At 67.2% G+C, this 19029-nt stretch carries 15 protein-coding genes; 10 read left to right on the top strand and 5 right to left on the bottom strand.

Annotation, left to right across the window (positions count from 1 at the left end; all coding sequences use genetic code 11):
• Nucleotides 1-17: 17 nt before the first annotated feature.
• The gene (gene aldA, locus J2W78_RS06925) at nucleotides 18-1457 is read right to left on the bottom strand and encodes an aldehyde dehydrogenase (RefSeq protein WP_253369188.1); all 1440 of its coding nucleotides are present in this window, start codon (nucleotides 1455-1457) and stop codon (nucleotides 18-20) included.
• 443 nt (nucleotides 1458-1900) lie between these two features.
• Between aldA and J2W78_RS06920 the strand changes: the two genes are divergently transcribed.
• The 3 genes from J2W78_RS06920 (at nucleotide 1901) to J2W78_RS06910 (ending at nucleotide 5144) form a co-directional block, all read left to right on the top strand.
• Complete coding sequence (locus tag J2W78_RS06920) at nucleotides 1901-2611, top strand: GntR family transcriptional regulator (protein ID WP_253369187.1); 711 nt, start codon at nucleotides 1901-1903, stop codon at nucleotides 2609-2611.
• 272 nt (nucleotides 2612-2883) lie between these two features.
• Nucleotides 2884-4218, top strand: coding sequence for an alpha/beta fold hydrolase (locus J2W78_RS06915; RefSeq protein WP_253369185.1), 1335 nt, complete (start codon nucleotides 2884-2886; stop codon nucleotides 4216-4218).
• Between the two features lie 11 nt (nucleotides 4219-4229).
• On the top strand, nucleotides 4230-5144 hold the full coding sequence (locus J2W78_RS06910) for an alpha/beta hydrolase (RefSeq protein WP_253369183.1): 915 nt from the start codon (nucleotides 4230-4232) through the stop codon (nucleotides 5142-5144).
• Between the two features lie 55 nt (nucleotides 5145-5199).
• Here J2W78_RS06910 and J2W78_RS06905 read toward each other — a convergent pair whose 3' ends face one another.
• Nucleotides 5200-7320 (bottom strand): 3-hydroxyacyl-CoA dehydrogenase NAD-binding domain-containing protein, encoded by a 2121-nt coding sequence (locus J2W78_RS06905; RefSeq protein WP_367399401.1) that lies wholly within the window; start codon nucleotides 7318-7320, stop codon nucleotides 5200-5202.
• Between the two features lie 572 nt (nucleotides 7321-7892).
• On the opposite strand from J2W78_RS06905, the gene J2W78_RS06900 reads away from it, so the two are divergent.
• Nucleotides 7893-8804 carry an SMP-30/gluconolactonase/LRE family protein gene (locus J2W78_RS06900; RefSeq protein ID WP_253369182.1) on the top strand — a complete coding sequence of 304 codons (912 nt, stop codon included), beginning with the start codon at nucleotides 7893-7895 and terminating at the stop codon, nucleotides 8802-8804.
• Nucleotides 8805-9003: 199 nt separating this feature from the next.
• Here the strand turns inward: J2W78_RS06900 and J2W78_RS06895 are convergent, their stop codons facing one another.
• A complete protein-coding gene (locus J2W78_RS06895; protein WP_253369180.1) occupies nucleotides 9004-9273 on the bottom strand; it encodes a hypothetical protein in 270 nt (89 codons plus the stop codon).
• Nucleotides 9274-9654: 381 nt separating this feature from the next.
• Between J2W78_RS06895 and J2W78_RS06890 the strand changes: the two genes are divergently transcribed.
• The 6 genes from J2W78_RS06890 (at nucleotide 9655) to J2W78_RS06860 (ending at nucleotide 16662) form a co-directional block, all read left to right on the top strand.
• Entirely contained in the window at nucleotides 9655-10515 is an 861-nt protein-coding gene (locus J2W78_RS06890) for an SDR family NAD(P)-dependent oxidoreductase (protein WP_253369178.1), read from the top strand.
• A 536-nt stretch (nucleotides 10516-11051) separates the two neighbouring features.
• Entirely contained in the window at nucleotides 11052-11255 is a 204-nt protein-coding gene (locus J2W78_RS06885) for a hypothetical protein (protein WP_253369176.1), read from the top strand.
• A 73-nt stretch (nucleotides 11256-11328) separates the two neighbouring features.
• Complete coding sequence (gene cysE, locus J2W78_RS06880) at nucleotides 11329-12174, top strand: serine O-acetyltransferase (RefSeq protein WP_253369174.1); 846 nt, start codon at nucleotides 11329-11331, stop codon at nucleotides 12172-12174.
• A 422-nt stretch (nucleotides 12175-12596) separates the two neighbouring features.
• Nucleotides 12597-13988, top strand: a complete 1392-nt coding sequence (locus J2W78_RS24710) for a family 2B encapsulin nanocompartment shell protein (RefSeq protein WP_301288545.1) — start codon at nucleotides 12597-12599, stop codon at nucleotides 13986-13988.
• Nucleotides 13975-16041 (top strand): family 2A encapsulin nanocompartment cargo protein cysteine desulfurase, encoded by a 2067-nt coding sequence (locus tag J2W78_RS06865; protein ID WP_253369172.1) that lies wholly within the window; start codon nucleotides 13975-13977, stop codon nucleotides 16039-16041. Before J2W78_RS24710 ends, J2W78_RS06865 begins: the two co-directional genes overlap by 14 nt.
• A gap of 357 nt (nucleotides 16042-16398) precedes the next feature.
• Complete coding sequence (locus J2W78_RS06860; protein WP_253369171.1) at nucleotides 16399-16662, top strand: DUF6065 family protein; 264 nt, start codon at nucleotides 16399-16401, stop codon at nucleotides 16660-16662.
• Nucleotides 16663-17380: 718 nt separating this feature from the next.
• Here J2W78_RS06860 and tuf read toward each other — a convergent pair.
• Together tuf and J2W78_RS06850 are read right to left on the bottom strand one after the other, a co-directional pair.
• Nucleotides 17381-18571, bottom strand: coding sequence for an elongation factor Tu (tuf, locus tag J2W78_RS06855; protein ID WP_012255488.1), 1191 nt, complete (start codon nucleotides 18569-18571; stop codon nucleotides 17381-17383).
• Nucleotides 18572-18693: 122 nt separating this feature from the next.
• Nucleotides 18694-18969 carry an RNA-binding S4 domain-containing protein gene (locus J2W78_RS06850; RefSeq protein ID WP_253369169.1) on the bottom strand — a complete coding sequence of 92 codons (276 nt, stop codon included), beginning with the start codon at nucleotides 18967-18969 and terminating at the stop codon, nucleotides 18694-18696.
• Nucleotides 18970-19029: the final 60 nt, after the last annotated feature.

Raw genomic sequence — 19029 nt, 5'->3', positions numbered from 1 at the left:
AGGTCTCAAAGTTTGATTTAGGTCTGGATATATACAACATGCGTGCTCGTGTACTCGTAGAGCCCGTGCTTGCCATCCGCGCCGCCGATACCGGACTTCCGGTTCCCGGCATGGAATCCCTGCATCGCCTCGAAGTTCTCGCGGTTGACGTAGGTCTCGCCGAAGCTCAGCTCGCGGCTCGCCTTCAGGGCGCTGGACAGGCTTTCGGTGTAGATCGATGATGTCAGGCCGTACTCGGTGTCGTTGGCAAGGCTGATCGCCTCCTCCAGACTGTCGACGGCCATGATGGGCAGAACCGGACCGAAGATCTCCTTGCGCATCACGTCCATGTCCTGATGGCAGCCTGTCAGCACGGTCGGCTCGTAGAAGGTGCCCTTGCCCTCGTCGGCCGTGCCCCGGCCACCGGTCGTCACCGTGGCGCCGCTGCTCAGCGCCGACTGCACCAGTTCCTCGACCTTTCGGACGCCGGCCTGGTTGATCATCGGCCCCATCTCCACCTCGGAGCCGCCGAGCGGATCGCCGACGCGGATCCGCTTCATCTCCTCGGTGACGCGGGCTCCGAATTCCTCGGCGACCTGCCGTTCGACATAGACGCGCTCGGCCGCGTTGCAGACCTGGCCGCTATTGAGCGTGCGCGAGGCGGCCACCGCCTTGGCGGCCTTGTCGAGGTCGGCATCCTTGAGGACGATCGCCGGGGCCTTGCCGCCGAGTTCGAGGTTGACCTTGGTGATGTTGCGCGCCGCCGTCGCCATGATCCGCGCGCCCGTCGCGGCGCTGCCGGTGAAGCTGATCAGGTCGACGTGGGGATGGGCGCAGATCGCCTCGCCGACGCCCGCGCCGGTGCCGTAGACGAAGTTGATCAGGCCCTCGGGGATGTCGAGGCCGTCGAGCAACTCGATGAAGGCCGCCGCGTTGAGGGGTGTTTCCTCGCTCGGCTTGATGACGATGCTGTTGCCGGTCACCAGCGCGGGTCCGAGCTTGCGCACGATGAGGAAGAACGGGAAGTTCCAGGGCAGGATCGCGCCGACGACGCCGACGGGCTTGCGGAACAGGAAGATGTTCTCGCCCGGCCGGTCGCTCTCGATGATCTCGCCCTCGATGCGGCGGGCCCACTCGGCCATGTAGTCGAGGTAGTCGGCAGCAAAAGCGACCTCGACCTTGGCGAGGCCGAGAAGCTTGCCCTGCTCCTCCGAGATGATCCGGGCTATCGGCTCGCCCCGCTCGCGGATCCGTGCCGAGATCGCGCGTAGCACGTTGGCGCGCTGAATGGCGGGACGTTGTCCCCAGGAAACCTGCGCCTTGCGCGCCGCCGACACGGCTTCTTCGACCATGTCGCTGGTCGAGACCGGCATTTCGGAGATGACGCGGCCGGTCGACGGGTTGAAGACCGGCAGCATATCGAACGACTTGCTCGCGATAAGCTTTCCGTTGATGTAGTTCGAAAGGGGCGCGTTCAAATTTTCCTCCCTATATTTTTTGGCATTTTTGCCGCCCAGTCTTCGATCGAGCCCGTTGCAGCCTAGATTGGTGCGGCGCTGCCTCCGATCTTCGGAACATGCCGCCTTACTCCACTCGCAAGGTTTGCGACCGGGTATCTCGCGCGGGTCGAACGTCGCCGTGCGACGCGCCGAATGTCAGGATCGTTCACCTTAGCGGGCAAGCGCCTCACCCTGATCGCGCCAATTTGAGCGCGTTCCGATCCCGACACGGCGCCGTCCGAACCGTTGCCATAAAGAGAGGACTTGCCTGTCGGCGGACCATTGCTGATGAAAGGACAGCATGAGCGCATGCTCGAGACCGCGCAGTTTGAATTCGAAATTCGTATACCGAATTTGAACTTTACTGCAAGTGGGCGGGATAGCGCGTCGAACGACAGAGTTTGAGAACCGGTTCGGTTTGGATGCAAAGTGTGACATTGGTGCCGACGCTCGTCGGACAGATCTACGATCGGATTCTTTCCGAGATCTGTGACGGGACGCTGCCGGCGAACACCCGCCTCATCCAGGATGAACTCGCCGAGGCCTACGACGTCTCGCGCCAGCCGGTGCAGCAGGCCCTGGCGCTGCTGCGCGACCGCGGCTTCGTCATCAACGCGCCCAAGCGCGGTGTCGTCGTGGCCGAACTCGATATCGACTTCGTGCGAAGCGCCTACGAGATCCGCGAAGTGCTCGACGGTCTCGCCTGCCGTCTGGCAGCCGAGCGCTCGCCCCGAGAGGCCGGGGCCGGTCGCGAGATCCTCGAGCGCGGTCGAGCGGCGGTGGCCAGCGGCGCGGTCGCTGAACAGATCGCGGAGGACATCGCTTTTCACCAGTTCGTCAATGCGCTGTCGAGGAATCGCGCGATTGAGGAGGCGGCCCGCCCTTACTGGCATCACATGCGCCGGATCATGGGTGAGGTGTTGCGGGTCGATCGCGGTGTCGATGCCCGGGTCTGGGATGAGCACGCGGCCATTCTCGATGCCATCATCGGCAACGATCCCGAGGCCGCTGAGCGCCTCGGGCGCGAGCACATCCGACGCGCTTCGATCAAGTTCGTGTCCAAGCTCGAGGCGCTGCGCAGGGGAGCTGACGAGGAGAGCCGGAAGCGCTCGCTGGCGCGCCGCCTGCGCTGACGCCAGCCGCTCTCCCCTCCGCCACACGATCCCGCCCGTCCGGCACGAGCCATCCGCCCGCGCCGTCGACGCGTCGTGCTCGTGAGGTTTCATGCCGTGCCTGGGCATCGAAGGAACACTCCGGTTGCAAGGACGATAGCCCAGCGCTAGACAAAAAGCGAGCGCTCGCTCGATTTTTTCGGGCGTTTGTAACGACCCCGCCGGGGCACAGCCATCCGCGCGCGTCGAGATCGGCGGGCGGAAACGGCCTGCGGCGTCACGGCAGGATTGGCATGACGGTGACGAATGAAGCCCCCGAGAAGGCGCATCGGGCTCTCGGGGGCCGGTTGGCCCTCCAGCAACTGAGGGCGACCCGTTCTGCCTATCGGCGGATTGTCGAAGCGGCCGAGGGGGCGGTCCAGATGCTCGAATCGTCGATGGGCCGTTCCGAGATCGGGCACGCGGCTTCGGGCGGCACCGGCCGTGGCTGGAGCAGTCTGCGCGGGATCGCCCAGCAGGTGATGATCGCCTCCGACACCAACCTCAAGGCCGGTTTCGACTGCGCCGAGCGGCTGCTGCAGGCCTCGGGTCCCGGTGAGTTCTTCGCGATCCAGGCGGCGTATCTGCGTGAGCAATCGAAACGCTCGACCCGGCAGATCATCGATCTCCATCACGCGGCGGGCGGCGCGATGCTGGGCGGCGAGACCCGTTCCTGGGTTTCGCCCTGGACCAGGGCGACGTCGCTTGAGGAGAGCCCGGCCGTCGACCGCCCCTTCCGCCGCCGCCGCACCCGCGGCCTCTCACAGGGCCGCTTCCACGAGATCGCCTATGTCGAGTGGGGGGAGCCGAATGCGTCCGAGGTCGTCGTCTGCGTCCACGGTCTGACCCGCCAGGGACGCGATTTCGATGCTCTCGCCCCTGCGCTCGCCGCACGCGGCTACCGCGTCGTCTGTCCGGACATCGTCGGGCGCGGGCATAGCGGATGGCTGAAGGATCCGGAGGCGTACGGCCTGCCCCAGTACGCGAGCGACATGGCGCTGCTGATCGCGCATCTCGGCGTCGAGCAGGTCGATTGGGTCGGCACCTCGATGGGCGGGATGATCGGCATGGCGCTCGCCGCCGCCGAAGGCACCCCGATCCGGCGCCTCGTCGTCAACGATATCGGGCCGTTCCTGCCGCATGCCCCGGTGCGGGCCATCGGCAACAACCTGCTCGAAGCGCCGGCGCGCTACGCGAGCCTTGAGGAGGCCGAGGCGCGGCTGCGCCGGATTCACGCGCCGTTCGGCCCTCTCACCGAGGCGCAGTGGCGCCACCTCACCGAGCACAGCATCGTACCGGACGGGAGCGGTGGCTTCCGGCCGCACTACGATCCCGGCATCGGCAACGCCTTCCGCCCCGGCCGCGTCTACGATGTCAGCCTCTGGGAGACCTGGGACGCAATCACCTGCCCCGTCCTGCTCCTGCGGGGCGAGACATCGGAACTGCTGTTGGCGGAGACCGCGGCGGAGATGACCAGCCGCGGCCCGAGGGCGCGCCTCGTCACGATTCCCGGCTGCGGCCATGCCCCGGCGCTCCTCGACGTGGGCCAGATCCGGATCGTCACCGATTGGCTCGGCTCGACGCGATAAGGCCCTCTGCGATGTTCGAGATTGAGGCCGCCGGTTCACCGGCACGCTCCGCCGCGTCCACGATGGAGGGGACGGTACCAATCACGCCCGGCCGACTGACCCGGCCGTCCGGCCCGTCGCTGGAGGTCCTGATCCGTCACCCGGAGCGGCCCTCCGGCCTGCCTCCGGTCCTGCTGGTCCACGGCGCCTTCACCGGGGCGTGGTGCTGGGAGGAGACTTGGATGCACGCGCTCGGCGAGACGGGGCGCCTCGTCGCCGCCGTCTCTCTGCGCGGCCACGGCACCAGCGAGGGTCGTGCCGCCCTCCCCTGGACCGGACTGCACGATTTTGCCGAGGATCTCGCCCTCGCGATCCGGGCGATGCCCGAGCCGCCCGTCCTCGTCGCCCACTCGATCGGCGGTCTCCTCGCGCAGCATCTGTTGACGTCGATCCTCGCCGGCCACCTCGCCTTGCGCGGTCTCGTCCTAGTCGGATCGCTGCCACCCGAGGGGCTGGCGCTGGCCGGCCCGCAACTCGGGCTGTCGTTGTGGCTCGAGGCGCTGGCGGGACAGTTCGGCCGGACGCCGGATTTCGACCACCACGACGCGATGTTCGGCACGGGCATCGAGCCGGCCGTCGCCGCAGCTTACGCCGCGCGCATCGGCACGGACACCTTCCTGACTTTGTGCCTCGGCTCGTTCACGAGCCTCGCCCAGGCCTACATCCCGCTGCCGGTACTGCCTGCCTGGGGCATCGGGCTTCCCACGCTCGTCCTGCACGGATCGGACGACCGCCTCGTCGATTCGGCTGCAGCAGCGCGCACGGCGCTCTATCACGGTGCCGACCTCGACAGCATCGCGGGCGCCGGCCACTGCCCGATGCTCGGGCCACGTGCCTCGGTCGGCGCGCAGGTGCTGAACCGCTGGCTCGACGCGCAGGGTCTCTGAAGACGGTCGGTGACGAAAGGAAGCGTCGCCGACCTGTGTCGTAAGGGTCCGAGCGTCAGAACCGCCGTGTGCTGCGCTGCCGGTCAAACGCGGCGAAGGTACTGCCCTCGGCCGCCAGTTCTTCGAGCAGGGGCGCGGGCTGGAAATCCGGCCCATGCGCCAGCTCGAGATTCCGCAGCGTCTCGACGATCCTGGGCAGGCCGACCGTGTCGCCCCAGTGCATCGGCCCGCCCATATAGACTGGCCAGCCGAAGCCGTTGATCCAGACGACGTCGATGTCGGAGGCGCGCCACGCTTTGCCCTCTGCCAGGATCTTCGCGCCCTCATTGACCATCAGATAGAGACAGCGCTCCAGAATTTCCTGGTCGGACACGCTCCGCTGCGGGATGCCGCGGCGCTTGGCGACCTCGCGGATCACCGCCTCGGCCTCCGGCGAGGGCGTCGCCCGCCGGGCCTCGTCGTAATCGTAGAAGCCGGCTCCCGTCTTCTGGCCGCGCCGGTCGCGCTCGCACAGGATGTCGCGCACGCTCTCGCCGCGCGAGATCTCGCGCGACCAGCCGAGGTCGAGCCCGACCAGATCCATCATCGCGAACGGACCCATCGGCAGGCCGAAGCCCTGGATCACCCGATCGACGTCCGAGGGCCGCGCCCCGTCGAGGATCAGCCGGTCGGCCTCCCGCTGACGCTGGTCGAGCAGACGGTTGCCAACGAAGCCGTGGCAGACGCCGACCTGCACCGCGATCTTACCGATGGTGCGGGCGAGCCGCATCGCCGTCGCGACCACGTCCGGCGCGGTCTTCTCCGCCCGCACGACTTCGAGGAGACGCATGACGTTGGCCGGCGAGAAGAAGTGCAGCCCGATCACGTCTTGGGGGCGCCGCGTCACCGCGGCGATGGCATCGACATTGAGGAAGGAGGTGTTGGTGGCGAGAATCGCGCCAGGCTTGGCGATGCGGTCGAGGCGTTCGAAGATCGAGCGCTTGATCGCCATGTCCTCGTAGACCGCCTCGATGACGAGGTCGCACTCCGACAGCGCGTCGAAATCGAGGCTGTCGGTGAGAAGTGCCATGCGCGCAGCCACATCCTCGGACCGGATGCGGCCCTTCTTCGCGCTCGCCTCGTAGTTCCGGCGGATGATGCCCAAGCCGCGCTCCAGGGCCTCTGGCGCCGCCTCGACGATGGTCACGGGCAGGCCGGCATTGAGGAAGTTCATGGCGATACCGCCGCCCATCGTGCCGGCGCCGATGATGCCGACGCGCGCGATCGTCCGGGTCGGGGTGTCGGCCGGCAGGTCGGGGATGCGGGCGACCTCGCGCTCGGCAAAGAAGACGTGGCGCTGCGCGATCGACTGAGCGCTGCGCATCAACCGCAGAAAAGTGTCGCGCTCGAAGGCGAGCCCTTCGGCGAAGGGCCGTTCGGTCGCGGCCCGAACGCAGGCGAGGCACGCCTCCGGCGCCTCGAAGCCGCGGAACAGCTTGGCCTGCTCGGTTCGGAACGCATCGAACAATCCGGGTTCGTCACGGGCGGCGTCGCGGTGTTCGGTACGGTCGCGGGTGCGCCGGATGGGCCGGCCCTCGGCCAGAAGCGCCTCGGCGAAGGTCACCGCGTCGGCGACGAGCCCATCCTCGGCGGTGATGGCGTCGATCAGGCCCGCGGCCTGGGCCCCTTTCGCGCTCAGCGGTGTGCCGGTCGCGATCATCTCCAGGGCTGCCCGCGGTCCAACGAGGCGGGGCAGGCGCTGCGTGCCGCCCGCACCCGGCACGAGGCCGAGCCTGACCTCCGGCAGGCCGAGCTTGGCCGAGGGCGTGGCGAGGCGATGATGGCAGGCGAGCGCCAGTTCCAATCCGCCGCCAAGCGCCTGACCATGGATCGCAGCGACCACGGGCTTCCGCGCGTCCTCGACGCGGTCGATCAGGGCGCCGAGATCGGGGCCGTCCGGCGAGTGATCGAACTCGGCGATGTCGGCGCCCGCACTGAACAGGCGCCCCGCACCCGTCAGCACGATGGAGCCGATCTCCGGATCGGCCTCGGCCTCCTCGATCCGCGCCCGGATCGCCCGCCGCAGGCCCGCGCCGAGCGCGTTCACCGGCGGTGCGTTCATCGTGATCACACCGATGCGTCCCTGCCGCCGCAAATCAGCCGGCTGCGCTGCCTCACCGGTCGTTTGGTCCGTCACCGTCATGCTCCCTTTTCGTTTCTTTATCGATGTCACACGTGATGGCCGCGTACCTGCTCGCGCGCATCACCGCGGCTAAGGTCCGCTCGGACAGCACAGGCAGACTGCTCGACGTCGCGGTCCGTCATGCCGGCCATGGGTCCGCCTCTTCGCTGCGCGCTCGCAAGCCGAGTTCCGCCGGGACGGTCCAGACGAGACGTGACCGATACCGCAACGGGTTGCGTTCGCGACAACCTCCGGGTGAGTCCCCTAAAGGCTGAACCGTTGCCTTGGGTCATTTACCCCGATATGTCGAGCGAGCGCTCGTTTTATTGAAGCATAAAAGACGGCCGCTTCCGCCGCAATTGGCGTTGGCAGATGGACGTCGTCACCGCTCCGCGACGAGGCGTCAGGGCGGGCTTGTGGGCGCGCCTCGGGCGGCTCGGCGAGCGACAGGGAGGCAATCTCAGATGCGAAACGTCGTTGAAGCGGTGGCCAGAACCACGACGAGGAGCCTACTCGGGCGCGGCGTAGGGCGCGCGCTCCTTCTCGCAGGCGCTTTCCTTGTTCCGGGCTTACTGCCGGAGTCGGCCGTGCAAGCCGCGCCTGAATCGGTGATGCTGCCCGGCGCAGGCACCTACCCCGAGAACGTCGCTGCCGGGCCGGACGGAACGCTCTATGTCAGCAGCTTCGTCGATGGCGGTGTGATCCGCGTGGCGCCGGGGACCGACAAGGGCGAGGTCTGGATCAAACCGGGGGCCTACGGCACGCGCTCGACGTTCGGGCTGCTTCCCGATCCAGCCACGAACACGCTCTGGCTCTGCTCGAACGACCTGAGTTTCCTCGGCATTCCCGGCCCCGGAGACGCCAGGGGCAGCGCCCTCAAGGCATTCGATTTGAAATCCGGCGAAGGAAAGCTCAGCGCGCCCCTGCCCGGCAACGGGCCGACGATCTGCAACGACATGGCGATCGGACCGGACGGCGCGGTCTACGTCACCAGCACTCTGAGCCCACAGATCCTGCGTCTCAGGCCGGGTTCGAGCACGCTCGAAGTCTGGGTCAATGATCCGGTCTTCGATGCCGGACCCAAGGGCGCGGGCCTCGACGGGATCGCCTTCGGCTCCGACGGCCAACTTTACGTGAACACGTTCACCAAGGGCGGGCTGTTCCGTGTCGCGATGACGGGCGGGGCGGCGGGCGCGATCACCCGCCTCAAGACTTCACGTCCGCTCGTTCAGGCCGACGGCATGCGTCTGACCGCGGACGGCTCGTTCCTTCTCGCCGAAGGCGGCGGCAGCCTGGATCGCGTGACGGTTCAGGGCGATGACGCCCGGATCGAGACGGTGCGCGACGGCTTCACGGGAGGCGCCACCGGCGTTGCGCAGGTAGGCGACACCGCCTTCGTCAGCGAAGGGCAACTCCCCCTTGTCCTCGATCCCGCGAAGAAGGGCACCAAGCCCTCGCTCCCGTTCCGGCTTCACGCTGTGCCGCTCGCCCGGCAGTGATCGGAACCGCTTCTTGAAAGCGGCGGATTGCTCGGCACGAAGCGATCCGCCAATATGATCTCATACCAGATCCGGTTGATCCCTTCGGGATAGCGGATTTGGATGTCGCTCAGGCGCCGCGCGGGCTTGCTGACACGGTCCCCGCTTGAATCGAGCGGAAACCGTATCAGAACAATCCTGGATTCGCTTCGGCGAACCGTCAGCGCGCGGCCGGCGGCTCGCCCTTCATCTGCGGCACCTCCAGCCCGTTGACCTTGTCCGGGCCGGTCGTGTTCGGATCGTTCGGCGGGCGGGCCGGTGCCGCACCCACGCCCGGTGCGACCGTCGCCGGACCTTCGGCGGGGCGAACGGCATCGGGCGCCGTCTGTGGAGCTGGGCCATCCGGCAGCGTCGGCGTCTGCGCCAGCGCGGCACCGCAGCCGACTCCCAACGCGATCGCTGCGGCACCGAGCACTTTGTACTTCATCATATTAGATCTCCAGTTTTGAGCACTCCAACGGCTTTGCCTGGAGCAAGTTGCAGGGCTTCGAAAAGTTGAATGCCGGTGCATCATTGGCTGGTTCCGGAATGCAATCCCCCGTCCTTCGGATGATTGCAGCTCGACCTCGTGGCTATCGAGTATTGGCTGCTCGCGTCGGATGCCGGTCCAGGTTGAGGCACCGTTCGTTTGGACCACCTCCGGCTTCAGTTGCTCCCAAAGCAGAGACAGGGCGGCGGGACAGACCTGTCGCCCTGGCAGAGCCCTCGCCGTGGAACGCTGGGCCGATCCATAGCTTTGGGAATCTGCCCAAGGGGACGGCATGTTCCGCCCCTCAAAGGCGATCCGCCGTCAACCCGAAGGACCCTGATCATGGCGCAGCCGAGCCACGCCGCCGCACCCACCCCGTTCACAGCCGGACGGACAGCGGTCGTCACCGGAGCAGCCAGCGGAATCGGTCTTGCTGCCGCTGAAGCCTTCGCGGCGCGTGGCCTGCGCGTCATTCTCGCCGACCTGCCCGGCGAGGCACTGGAACTGGCGAGGTCCAACCTCGAAGCGACCGGTGCCTCGGCGCGCGCCGTCCCCACCGATGTCGGGGACGGTGCCGCGATGGAGGCCTTGGCGGAAGCGGCTTCGCAGGACGGGCCGCCCGCGGTCGTGATGCTGAATGCCGGAATCGAGGCGGGCGGCCGGATCTTCTCGGATGAGGCAACGTGGCGGCGCATCCTCGACACGAACCTCTGGGGCGTGATCCACGGCATCCGCGCCTTCGCTCCCCGCCTCATCGCGGGCGGCGAGCCCGGTGCGGTGATCGTGACGGGTTCGAAGCAGGGGATCACCACGCCGCCGGGCAACGCGCCCTACAATGTGTCCAAGGCCGGCGTGAAGGCAGCGACCGAAGCGTTGGCTCACGAGTTGCGCGAGCGCGGTGCGCCCGTAAGTGCGCACCTGTTCATCCCCGGCTTCGTTTATACCGGGCTCGCCAAGGCGCGCGGCATGACCGAGCGACCCCACGGAGCCTGGACGCCGGAAGAAACCGTTGATTTCCTGCTGGAGCGGATGGCGGCCGGAGACTTCTACATCCTCTGCCCCGACAACGAGACGACACGAGTCCAGGACGAGCGGCGCATCGCCTGGGCCGCGGGCGATGTCATCAAGAACCGTCCCGCCCTGTCACGCTGGCATCCGGATTGGCGCGACCGCTTCGCCTCCTTCATGCAGGAGGACCGGTGACATGGACTTCGAGCGGTAGCCGATCAGTCTAGATCGTAGTCACGAACGTCTCCGCTGGCCTGCGGCCGGGTTGCTGGCGACCGTAAGTCAGCGGCTTTCTCACCCTGCTGATGCAGGACGGCGTAGCCGAGCTTGGAAGTCGTGGATGCCGGCGGCGACTGGATCGCGGCCGTGCCGCGAGGGGGATCGCTTCGCCGACGGTCGCGGCGACGGAGCGTGGCGAAGCCCGAAGCGATCGACCGGTAACGGAATCCGATCCCACGCGGCGGCGGGCCGCCGTGCCGTTCCGGCCTCGCGCGGCGAGAAAGACGGAACAAGGCTTGCCAAAGTTTGTCCTATCGATAATTATCGAGACAAGACAATGACTTAGCAAAAATAATGCTCCCGATCCGCTCTACCGCGCAGCAAATCTTCTCCCGTATCCCGGCGCGGTTGGCAGGCTCTTCCTGCTCCTCCCACGGCGCTCGATTCGACAAGCTGCGCGCGGGCCGGTGGACCGGAAGCCGTGACGGGATTTCCGCTCCAAGGACACCATCATGCTGAGTGCGACGATGCTTCCCGGCGATCAGGTCGTGTTCGATCGACTCGACCTCGCCGAAGCCCTCGGGATCTGGCGCCATGCGCGGGGCCGGGTGATCGGCATCCACGGCCAGGCCGGCCGCGCGACGATCGATGTCCACTTCGACGGCCACGAGACCTTGCAAAGCTACCTGCCGGACCTGTTCCGGCGCATCCCCTGATGCGATCGGACGACCCGACGATGCGTGCCTGCGACCTTCGACTCCTCCCCCTGTCCATTCCGGAGACCCGGTCGTGAGCGCAACCCTGGCGATCGTCCCGCCCTTGCGGGCGACAAGCCGCAGTACCGCGGAGAGGGATGTCTGGGAGGCGATGCGCGCGGAGGCCGAGGCGGCGCTGATCGAGGAGCCGCTCTACGCGGGCCTGATCCAGGCGACGGTGCTCGACCAGCGCAGCCTGTGGGAGTCTCTGGCCTACCGCCTTGCCCACCGGCTCGGCGACGGTGACCTGTCGCGGCTGACCATGCGCGACCTCTGCCTCGCCGCCTTCGAGGCCGATCCGCATGCCGGCGCGAACGCGGTGCGCGACCTCGTGGCGATCCGCGAGCGCGACCCGACCTGCCGCCGCTACATCGACCCGTTCCTCTTCTACAAGGGATTTGCCGCTCTGCAGGGCTACCGCGTCGCGCACTGGCTCTGGCACCAGGGTCGGGCGACGCTCGCCCTGCACGTGCAGAGCCGCATCTCCGAGGTGTTCGGCTGCGACATTCATCCGGCGGCGCGGATCGGCTCGGGGGTTTTCATCGATCATGCCACCGGCGTCGTCATCGGCGAGACCACGGTCGTGGCCGACGACGTCTCGATCCTCCAATCGGTAACGCTCGGCGGCAACGGCAAGGAGAGTGGCGACCGGCACCCGAAGATCGCCCGCGGCGTGCTGCTCAGCGTCGGCGCCAAGGTGCTCGGCAACATCCGGGTCGGGGAAGGCGCCAAGGTCGCCGCCGCCGCGGTGGTGCTGCACGAGGTGCCCGCCCACACCACCGTCGCGGGCGTGCCGGCGCGGGTGGTTTCGCGCCTGCGGAGCGACGAGGAGCCCGCCCAGACCATGGATCAGTCCTTCGGTTTCGGCGACGGGATCTGAGCCGGCTGCCAGAAAAATCTTTCCGCAACGTGTTGCTTCACGACCTTCTCGCAAGAGAATGGTTGGGAGAAATTCATTCTCCATATTGGCAATATTTTGGAAAACATCGCTCAATAATACAGATTTGAAAGATTCGTGTCCTGCGCTTGCATGAAAAATTGGAAGAACATTCCGTTGACCGTTGGTTGTCGCGGCGCTTAGTACATCGAGCGTCCCGACCGAATGTCTCAATAGGTTCGGTTCGGGCAAGGCGTAATTAGTAGAGTGGCGGCATCCGCAAGTTCAGTACGGTGCCGGCGCAGCCTTTATGCCTGCGCCGTGTCGGCGGCTGCCTGTCATCAGAATCCCATGCACGGCCGGCGCCGGGCCCCCGCGTCCGCACCGGCCGAACTTCTGAAAACACCGTAAGGAGACGACGAGCGATGAGTGGACCGGGCCTGAGCGTGAGCGCATCCGCCGCGCGCAATCTAGCGACCGCAACTGTCACCTCGGTGCAGAACGTCGCCAACACGCCCCGCTTCCTCCTGCGCCTGCTGCCCTTTGTCGACGTCGCCGGCGGCGTCTACCGGGTCAACCGCCGCGCCGTGGTGCTGGCCAAGCCCGGCCGCATCGATCTCAGTCTCGAAGACAAGGCTCGCACGGTACGCTCTGGCTCGCTGCGCGCCGTGCCGCTCTTCAGCCGCCTGGGCGATGCCGAGCTCGCCGCGCTCGCCGACAAGTTCACGCAGAGCCAGCACAAGGCCGGCGACGTCATCGCCGAGGAGGGCTCGTCCGGCCGCAGCCTCGTGATCGTGGCAGACGGCACCGTCGAGCTGACCCTGTCGGGCCCCTACAAGGGCCGGTTGCGTCAGGGGCTCGCCACGCGCGGCGACTACTTCGGCGACGACGCCCTCGTCGGCGAGGCCGGTCCGGCGCCGGCGGTGAAGGCGCTCTCTGCGGTGACGCTGCTGACCCTCGACCGCGCGGCGATCGAGGATGACGGCATCCGCTCGCGCATCGGCCAGTACCAAGAGGAGCGCGACCGCCTCAAGGGCCATACCAACTCCCACGGCGAGCAGGGCATCGAACTCCTGGCGGTCCATGCCGGCGAGCCGCGCCTGCCGACCACCTTCGTCGATTACGAGATCGACCCGCGCGAGTACCACCTCTCGACGATCCAAACGATCCTCAACACCCACACCCGGGTCACCGACCTCTACTCCAACGAGATCGACCAGCTGCGCGAGCAGATCCGCCTCACGGTCGATGCCGTGAAGGAGCGCGAGGAGTGGGAGCTGCTCAACAACTCGCAGTTCGGCTTGCTCGGTGAGGTCGCCGGCCGCCAGCGCATCCCGACCCGCTCCGGTCCGCCGACCCCGGACGATCTCGACGAACTGCTCACCCTCGTCTGGAAGAAGCCCGCCTTCTTCGTGGCGCATCCGCGCGCCATCGCCGCCTTCGGCCGCGAGGCCACCCGCCGCGGCGTGCCGCCGGTCGTGGTCCACCTGTTCGGCGCACCCTTCATCACCTGGCGCGGCGTGCCGCTGGTGCCGAGCGACAAGCTGCCGATCGACACTGATCCGGTCACGGGCGCCCAGACCACCTCGATTCTGCTCCTGCGCGTCGGCGAGGGCGAGCAGGGCGTGGTCGGCCTCCAGAAATCGGGCGTGACCGGCGAGATCGAGCCCGGCCTGTCGGTGCGCTACATGGGCACCAACGACCACTCCATCGCCTCGCACCTCGTGACCCGCTACTTCTCGGCCGCCGTGCTGGTCGAGGACGCGATCGCCCGTCTCGATAACGTTCTGCTGGGCAATTACCATGACTACGCCTAACGCACCCGCTCTCGGTCTTCCGACCGGCAGCGCGGGCGATCTGGCGCATGCCGATCTCGTCGGGCGCCTCGCCCGCGAGATCTACGGCCAGGGACAGGCGGCCAGCGCACCGTTCCAGCCTCACCTGCCGCAGACGCCTCAAGTCCCCAAAGAGTTTGGGCAGGGACTTGGGCAAGGACTCGGGCAAGGACTCGGGCTTGAGAGCCTCCCCACCGGTCCCGGGCAGCTCGCGCTGCCCGGCGCCACCCTCGGTACGCCCTCCCTGCCGTCCGGCGCGCTGCCTTCGGGCTTTCAGCCCGACGTCTCGGCGCAGGCTGCGCGCTCCTTCGGCTCGCCGCCGGTCGGCCTGCCGGGCCTGAGCGGGCCTTCGCACGCAAACCCGGTCGGCGCGACGCCCGCCCCGTCGAGCGCGAATCTGTTCGACGTGGCGACAATCCCCTCGGTGCATCCGTTCCCGAACCAGAACCGGCTGCCCGAATTTTTCGTGCCGAGCGTGCCCGACGTGGCAGCGACGATCCCCGGCGGGCCCGACCTGCACCGCCAGATCGCGGCCGACCACCCGCGCGCCAACGGCTTCGCCCATGCGCTGGCGCCGCACCTTGTGCCCGCCGACCCGGGCAAGCCCAGCGGCGACGCCGCGCAGGAGCATTTTTCGCAGTTCGGCCGCCTCCCGCATTCGAATGTGCCCGCCCCCGACAACACGGGCGACTACTACTTCCTGCAGCCGGCCCCGCCGCCGGCGAGGGGCAAGAAGGCTGCGGCTCAGCCCCGGGTCGAGCCTTCGCGCCACGAGGGTCCCGCCCCGCGGGTGACATCCCACGGCTCCGTGCCGGCGGGCGCGCCCTTCGATGTCGAGCACATCCGAAAGGACTTCCCGGCGCTGCACCAGAGCGTGAACGGGCACCGCCTCGTCTGGCTCGACAACGCGGCCACCACACACAAGCCGCAGAGCGTGATTGACGCGACCAGCGAATTCTACGGCCGCCACAACTCGAACATCCACCGGGCCGCGCACACGCTGGCCGCGCGCTCCACGGATCTGTTCGAGGGCGGACGCGAGAAGACGCGGCGCTTCCTCAACGCGCCGAGCAAGGATGACATCGTCTTCCTGCGCGGCACCACGGAGGCGATCAACCTCGTCGCGAACTCCTACGGACGGGCGAACATTGGCCCGGGCGACGAGATCATCGTCTCGACCATCGAGCACCACGCCAACATCGTGCCCTGGCAGCTGCTGGCGCAGGCGACCGGCGCGACGATCCGGGTGATCCCGGTCAACGATCGCGGCGAGATCATCTTCGAGCAATACGCGGCGCTGCTCTCGGGCCGCACCAAGATCGTCTCGGTGACGCATGTCGCCAACGCGCTCGGGACGGTGAACCCGATCCGGGAGATCATCGCGCTTGCCCACGCCTACGGCGTGCCGGTGCTGGTCGATGCTGCGCAATCGACCCCTCACATCCCGATCGACGTTCAGGCGCTCGACGCCGATTTCTTGGTGTTTTCCGGCCACAAGGTGTTCGGGCCGACCGGCATAGGTGCTTTGTACGGGAAGCGGCATCTTCTGGAGGCGATGCCGCCGTGGCAGGGTGGCGGCCACATGATCGAGGACGTCACGTTCTCGAAGACCGTCTACAAGGGCGCGCCCGAAAAGTTCGAGGCGGGCACGCCGGACATCGCCGGCGCGGTCGGCCTCGGTGCGGCGCTCGACTACCTGGAAAGCGTCGGCCTTCCGGCGATCGCAGCCTACGAGCACGATCTGCTCGAATACGCGCAAGAGGGCTTGGCTGATGTGAAGGGGCTGCGCCTGATCGGCACCGCGCTCAACAAGGCGAGCGTCATGTCATTCACGGTCGAGGGTCTGAGCAACGAGGCGGTCGCCCACCACCTCGATTCCCTCGGGATCGCGGTGCGCTCGGGCCACCACTGCGCCCTGCCGGCGCTGCGCCGCTTCGGCGTCGATCAGTCGGTGCGCGCCTCGCTGGCCTTCTACAACACACGGGAAGACGTCGATCTCTTCCTGCGCGGGCTGCACACCCTGCCGCGTCACTGAACTGCGCGTCCAAGCGCTCATCCGGGCGGGGCTGCCGAGCTGGCCCCGCTCGTTTTCTGTTGTAGATCTGAGATGATGGAAGACACCTCGATGCGGCGTTCGCTGTGTTTTTCATGCATCGACGGAAGTGGTCTCTCGGCGTTCTGCTGCCGGAGTTGAACGGCTTACTTTGGTGACCCGCAACATCATCGATCCGTTCTCGGGCATGACAATGGCCGGGACCGGCGTCGCAGCGGCAATAACTCTGCTCGGAGCCGTCTGTATCTCGATCTGGCGTAGCTTGAGCTTCACCTGCTCCGCACTCGTCGTCTGCCCCCGCTTCGTCCTCGGCTCCTCTGGTCCTGGCTGATCCTCTCGATGAGCCCGATTCAAAGCTCGCTGGCCAAGCAAACCAGCCATGGCTGGCACAGGGGCGCGAGCCAGACGGCGCTCATTGAAAAGGCTGCCTATGACGAATGGCGCAGTCGCCGCTCGACCTTCCAGGCGCGCGTCGCTGCGGGCGAACCGGATGCGGTCCGCGCGGGCTGGCAACGCGACTACATCGCCGGGCGCGATCAGGCTGGCGGCGATGGACCGAGATTCCACCGGACCAAGCGGATCCTGCCCAAGCCCGTCCGGTAGGCGCCGGGCGGCGCAGATTTTATCGTGCCGCTCTGTCTGAAAACTGGCCGCTGCATTCGCCGCACGCGTGCCTGGAACATGAGCATCGAGCGCGCGTTCTCTGCGCACTTCCTGAATAATCGCTCGCCAACAAGGCATTCCAATGCGCGACATCAACAAGTCGAACGGCACTGCTATGCTTGCGACGTGGAAGCGTAGCGGTAGAACTGCCCCTGCGATGAGCAACGCCGGACTGGCAAAGTCAGCACCCGTTACCACGACGAGCCACGCGCCCCACGGGCATCAAGGTTCGCCAGCCAACCGCGTTTCTCGCACAAGCGATTTCGAGGGCTTCGGATCTTTTTCGAGCTGAGGGCCCAGTGACGTGAAGTCCGGACTTGGGTGGTCTCTCCGATAGGCCCTGGGGAGCGTCAACTCCGAGCTGTTCCCTGCGCGGATCGTGATGGCGCTGAAGTGCTTCGTGCCGATCTCCCTGCTATTCCGCCTGCACGATCAGGTGCTCTCCTGTCAGAAGGGGGCGGTGCGGTGGTTGGCGTGACGCTCGAACGACTCGTACAGCTGTTCTAACGTGGCACCATACGCTGCAGCGGTTGGCACTGGCTCGTAGGCCCATGGTACACACGAAAAATAAGGGCCGGCGCACAGCGCCGGCCCTTGTCGTTTTGTCCGATCGAGGTGGGCACACGAGCGAGGCCCGTGCGCCCATCTTTGGAAAAAATCAGTCGTTGATGGCGGCGACGACGCCGGCACCGACGGTGCGGCCACCCTCGCGGATGGCGAAGCGCAGCTTCTCTTCCATGGCCACCGGCACGATCAGCACCACGTCCATGGTCACGTTGTCGCCCGGCATCACCATCTCGGTGCCCTCGGGCAGCGTGCACACGCCGGTCACGTCCGTCGTGCGGAAGTAGAACTGCGGGCGGTAGTTGGTGAAGAACGGCGTGTGGCGCCCGCCCTCCTCCTTCGTCAGGATGTAGGCCTCAGCCTTGAACTTCGAGTGCGGCTTCACCGAACCCGGCTTGCACACCACCTGGCCGCGCTCCACGTCCTCGCGCTTCGTGCCTCGCAGCAGCACGCCGACGTTGTCGCCCGCCTGGCCCTGGTCGAGCAGCTTGCGGAACATCTCGACGCCGGTCACCGTCGTCGTCGTCGTCGGACGGATGCCGACGATCTCCACCGACTCGCCGACCTTGACGATGCCGCGCTCGACGCGACCCGTCACCACCGTGCCGCGGCCCGAGATCGAGAACACGTCCTCGATCGGCATCAGGAACGGCATGTCGATCGGACGCTCCGGCTGCGGGATGTACTCGTCCACCGTCGCCATCAGCGCCAGGACGGCTTCCTTGCCGATCTTCGGCTCCTTGTCCTCGAGCGCCATCAGGGCCGAGCCCTTGGTGATCGGGATGTCGTCGCCGGGGAAGTCGTACTTCGAGAGCAGCTCGCGCACCTCCAGCTCGACCAGCTCCAGGAGCTCCTCGTCATCGACCATGTCGACCTTGTTGAGGAACACCACCAGCGCCGGCACGCCGACCTGGCGGGCGAGCAGGATGTGCTCGCGGGTCTGCGGCATCGGGCCGTCGGCGGCGGACACGACCAGGATCGCGCCGTCCATCTGGGCGGCACCGGTGATCATGTTCTTCACGTAGTCGGCGTGGCCGGGGCAGTCGACGTGCGCATAGTGGCGGTTGGTCGTCTCGTACTCGACGTGGGCGGTCGAGATCGTGATGCCGCGCGCCTTCTCTTCCGGCGCCTTGTCGATCTGGTCGTAGGCCGTGAAGGTCGCCCCGCCCGACTCCGCCAAAACCTTCGTGATCGCCGCCGTCAGCGACGTCTTGCCGTGATCCACGTGCCCGATCGTGCCGATGTTGCAGTGCGGCTTGGTACGGGAGAACTTTTCCTTGGCCATCGTGCAATCCTACCGCGGGACCGGCCATGAGCCGGGCGTAAAGGCGCGGACCGATTAGAGGCTTGTGCGACGATGATCAAGCGCCAGGTTTGCCGAAGGGGCGGATCGCGCTGAACGAGGGGTCAGGAACCGGCCTCGCCGACCGGTTCGTAGAGCTGCTGCGCCTCCGGGGCGCCGCCGCGGCGTTCGCCGAGATCGAGTACCCGTACCAGCATCGTCCCGTGGGGAGCGGCGACGGTGAGCACGTCGCCGCAATGGATGGCCTTGGCCGGCGCGTCGGCACGGGTGCCGTTCACGCGGACATGCCCGTCGGTCACCAGCCGGGCCGCCATCGAGCGGGTTCGCGCGAAGCGCGCGAACCACAGCCACTTGTCGAGGCGCTGGCGCCCCGCGCTCATCCGCCGATCACGGCTGCCGGAGCCGTCACGGCACCGGCCGGCCTGAGGCCAATCAACCCC

It is taken from the genome of Methylorubrum extorquens, assembly GCF_024169925.1.
GTDB lineage: Bacteria > Pseudomonadota > Alphaproteobacteria > Rhizobiales > Beijerinckiaceae > Methylobacterium > Methylobacterium extorquens_A.
Note: the sequence above shows the minus strand (reverse complement) of the source record. Positions and strands in the feature narration are given on the sequence as shown.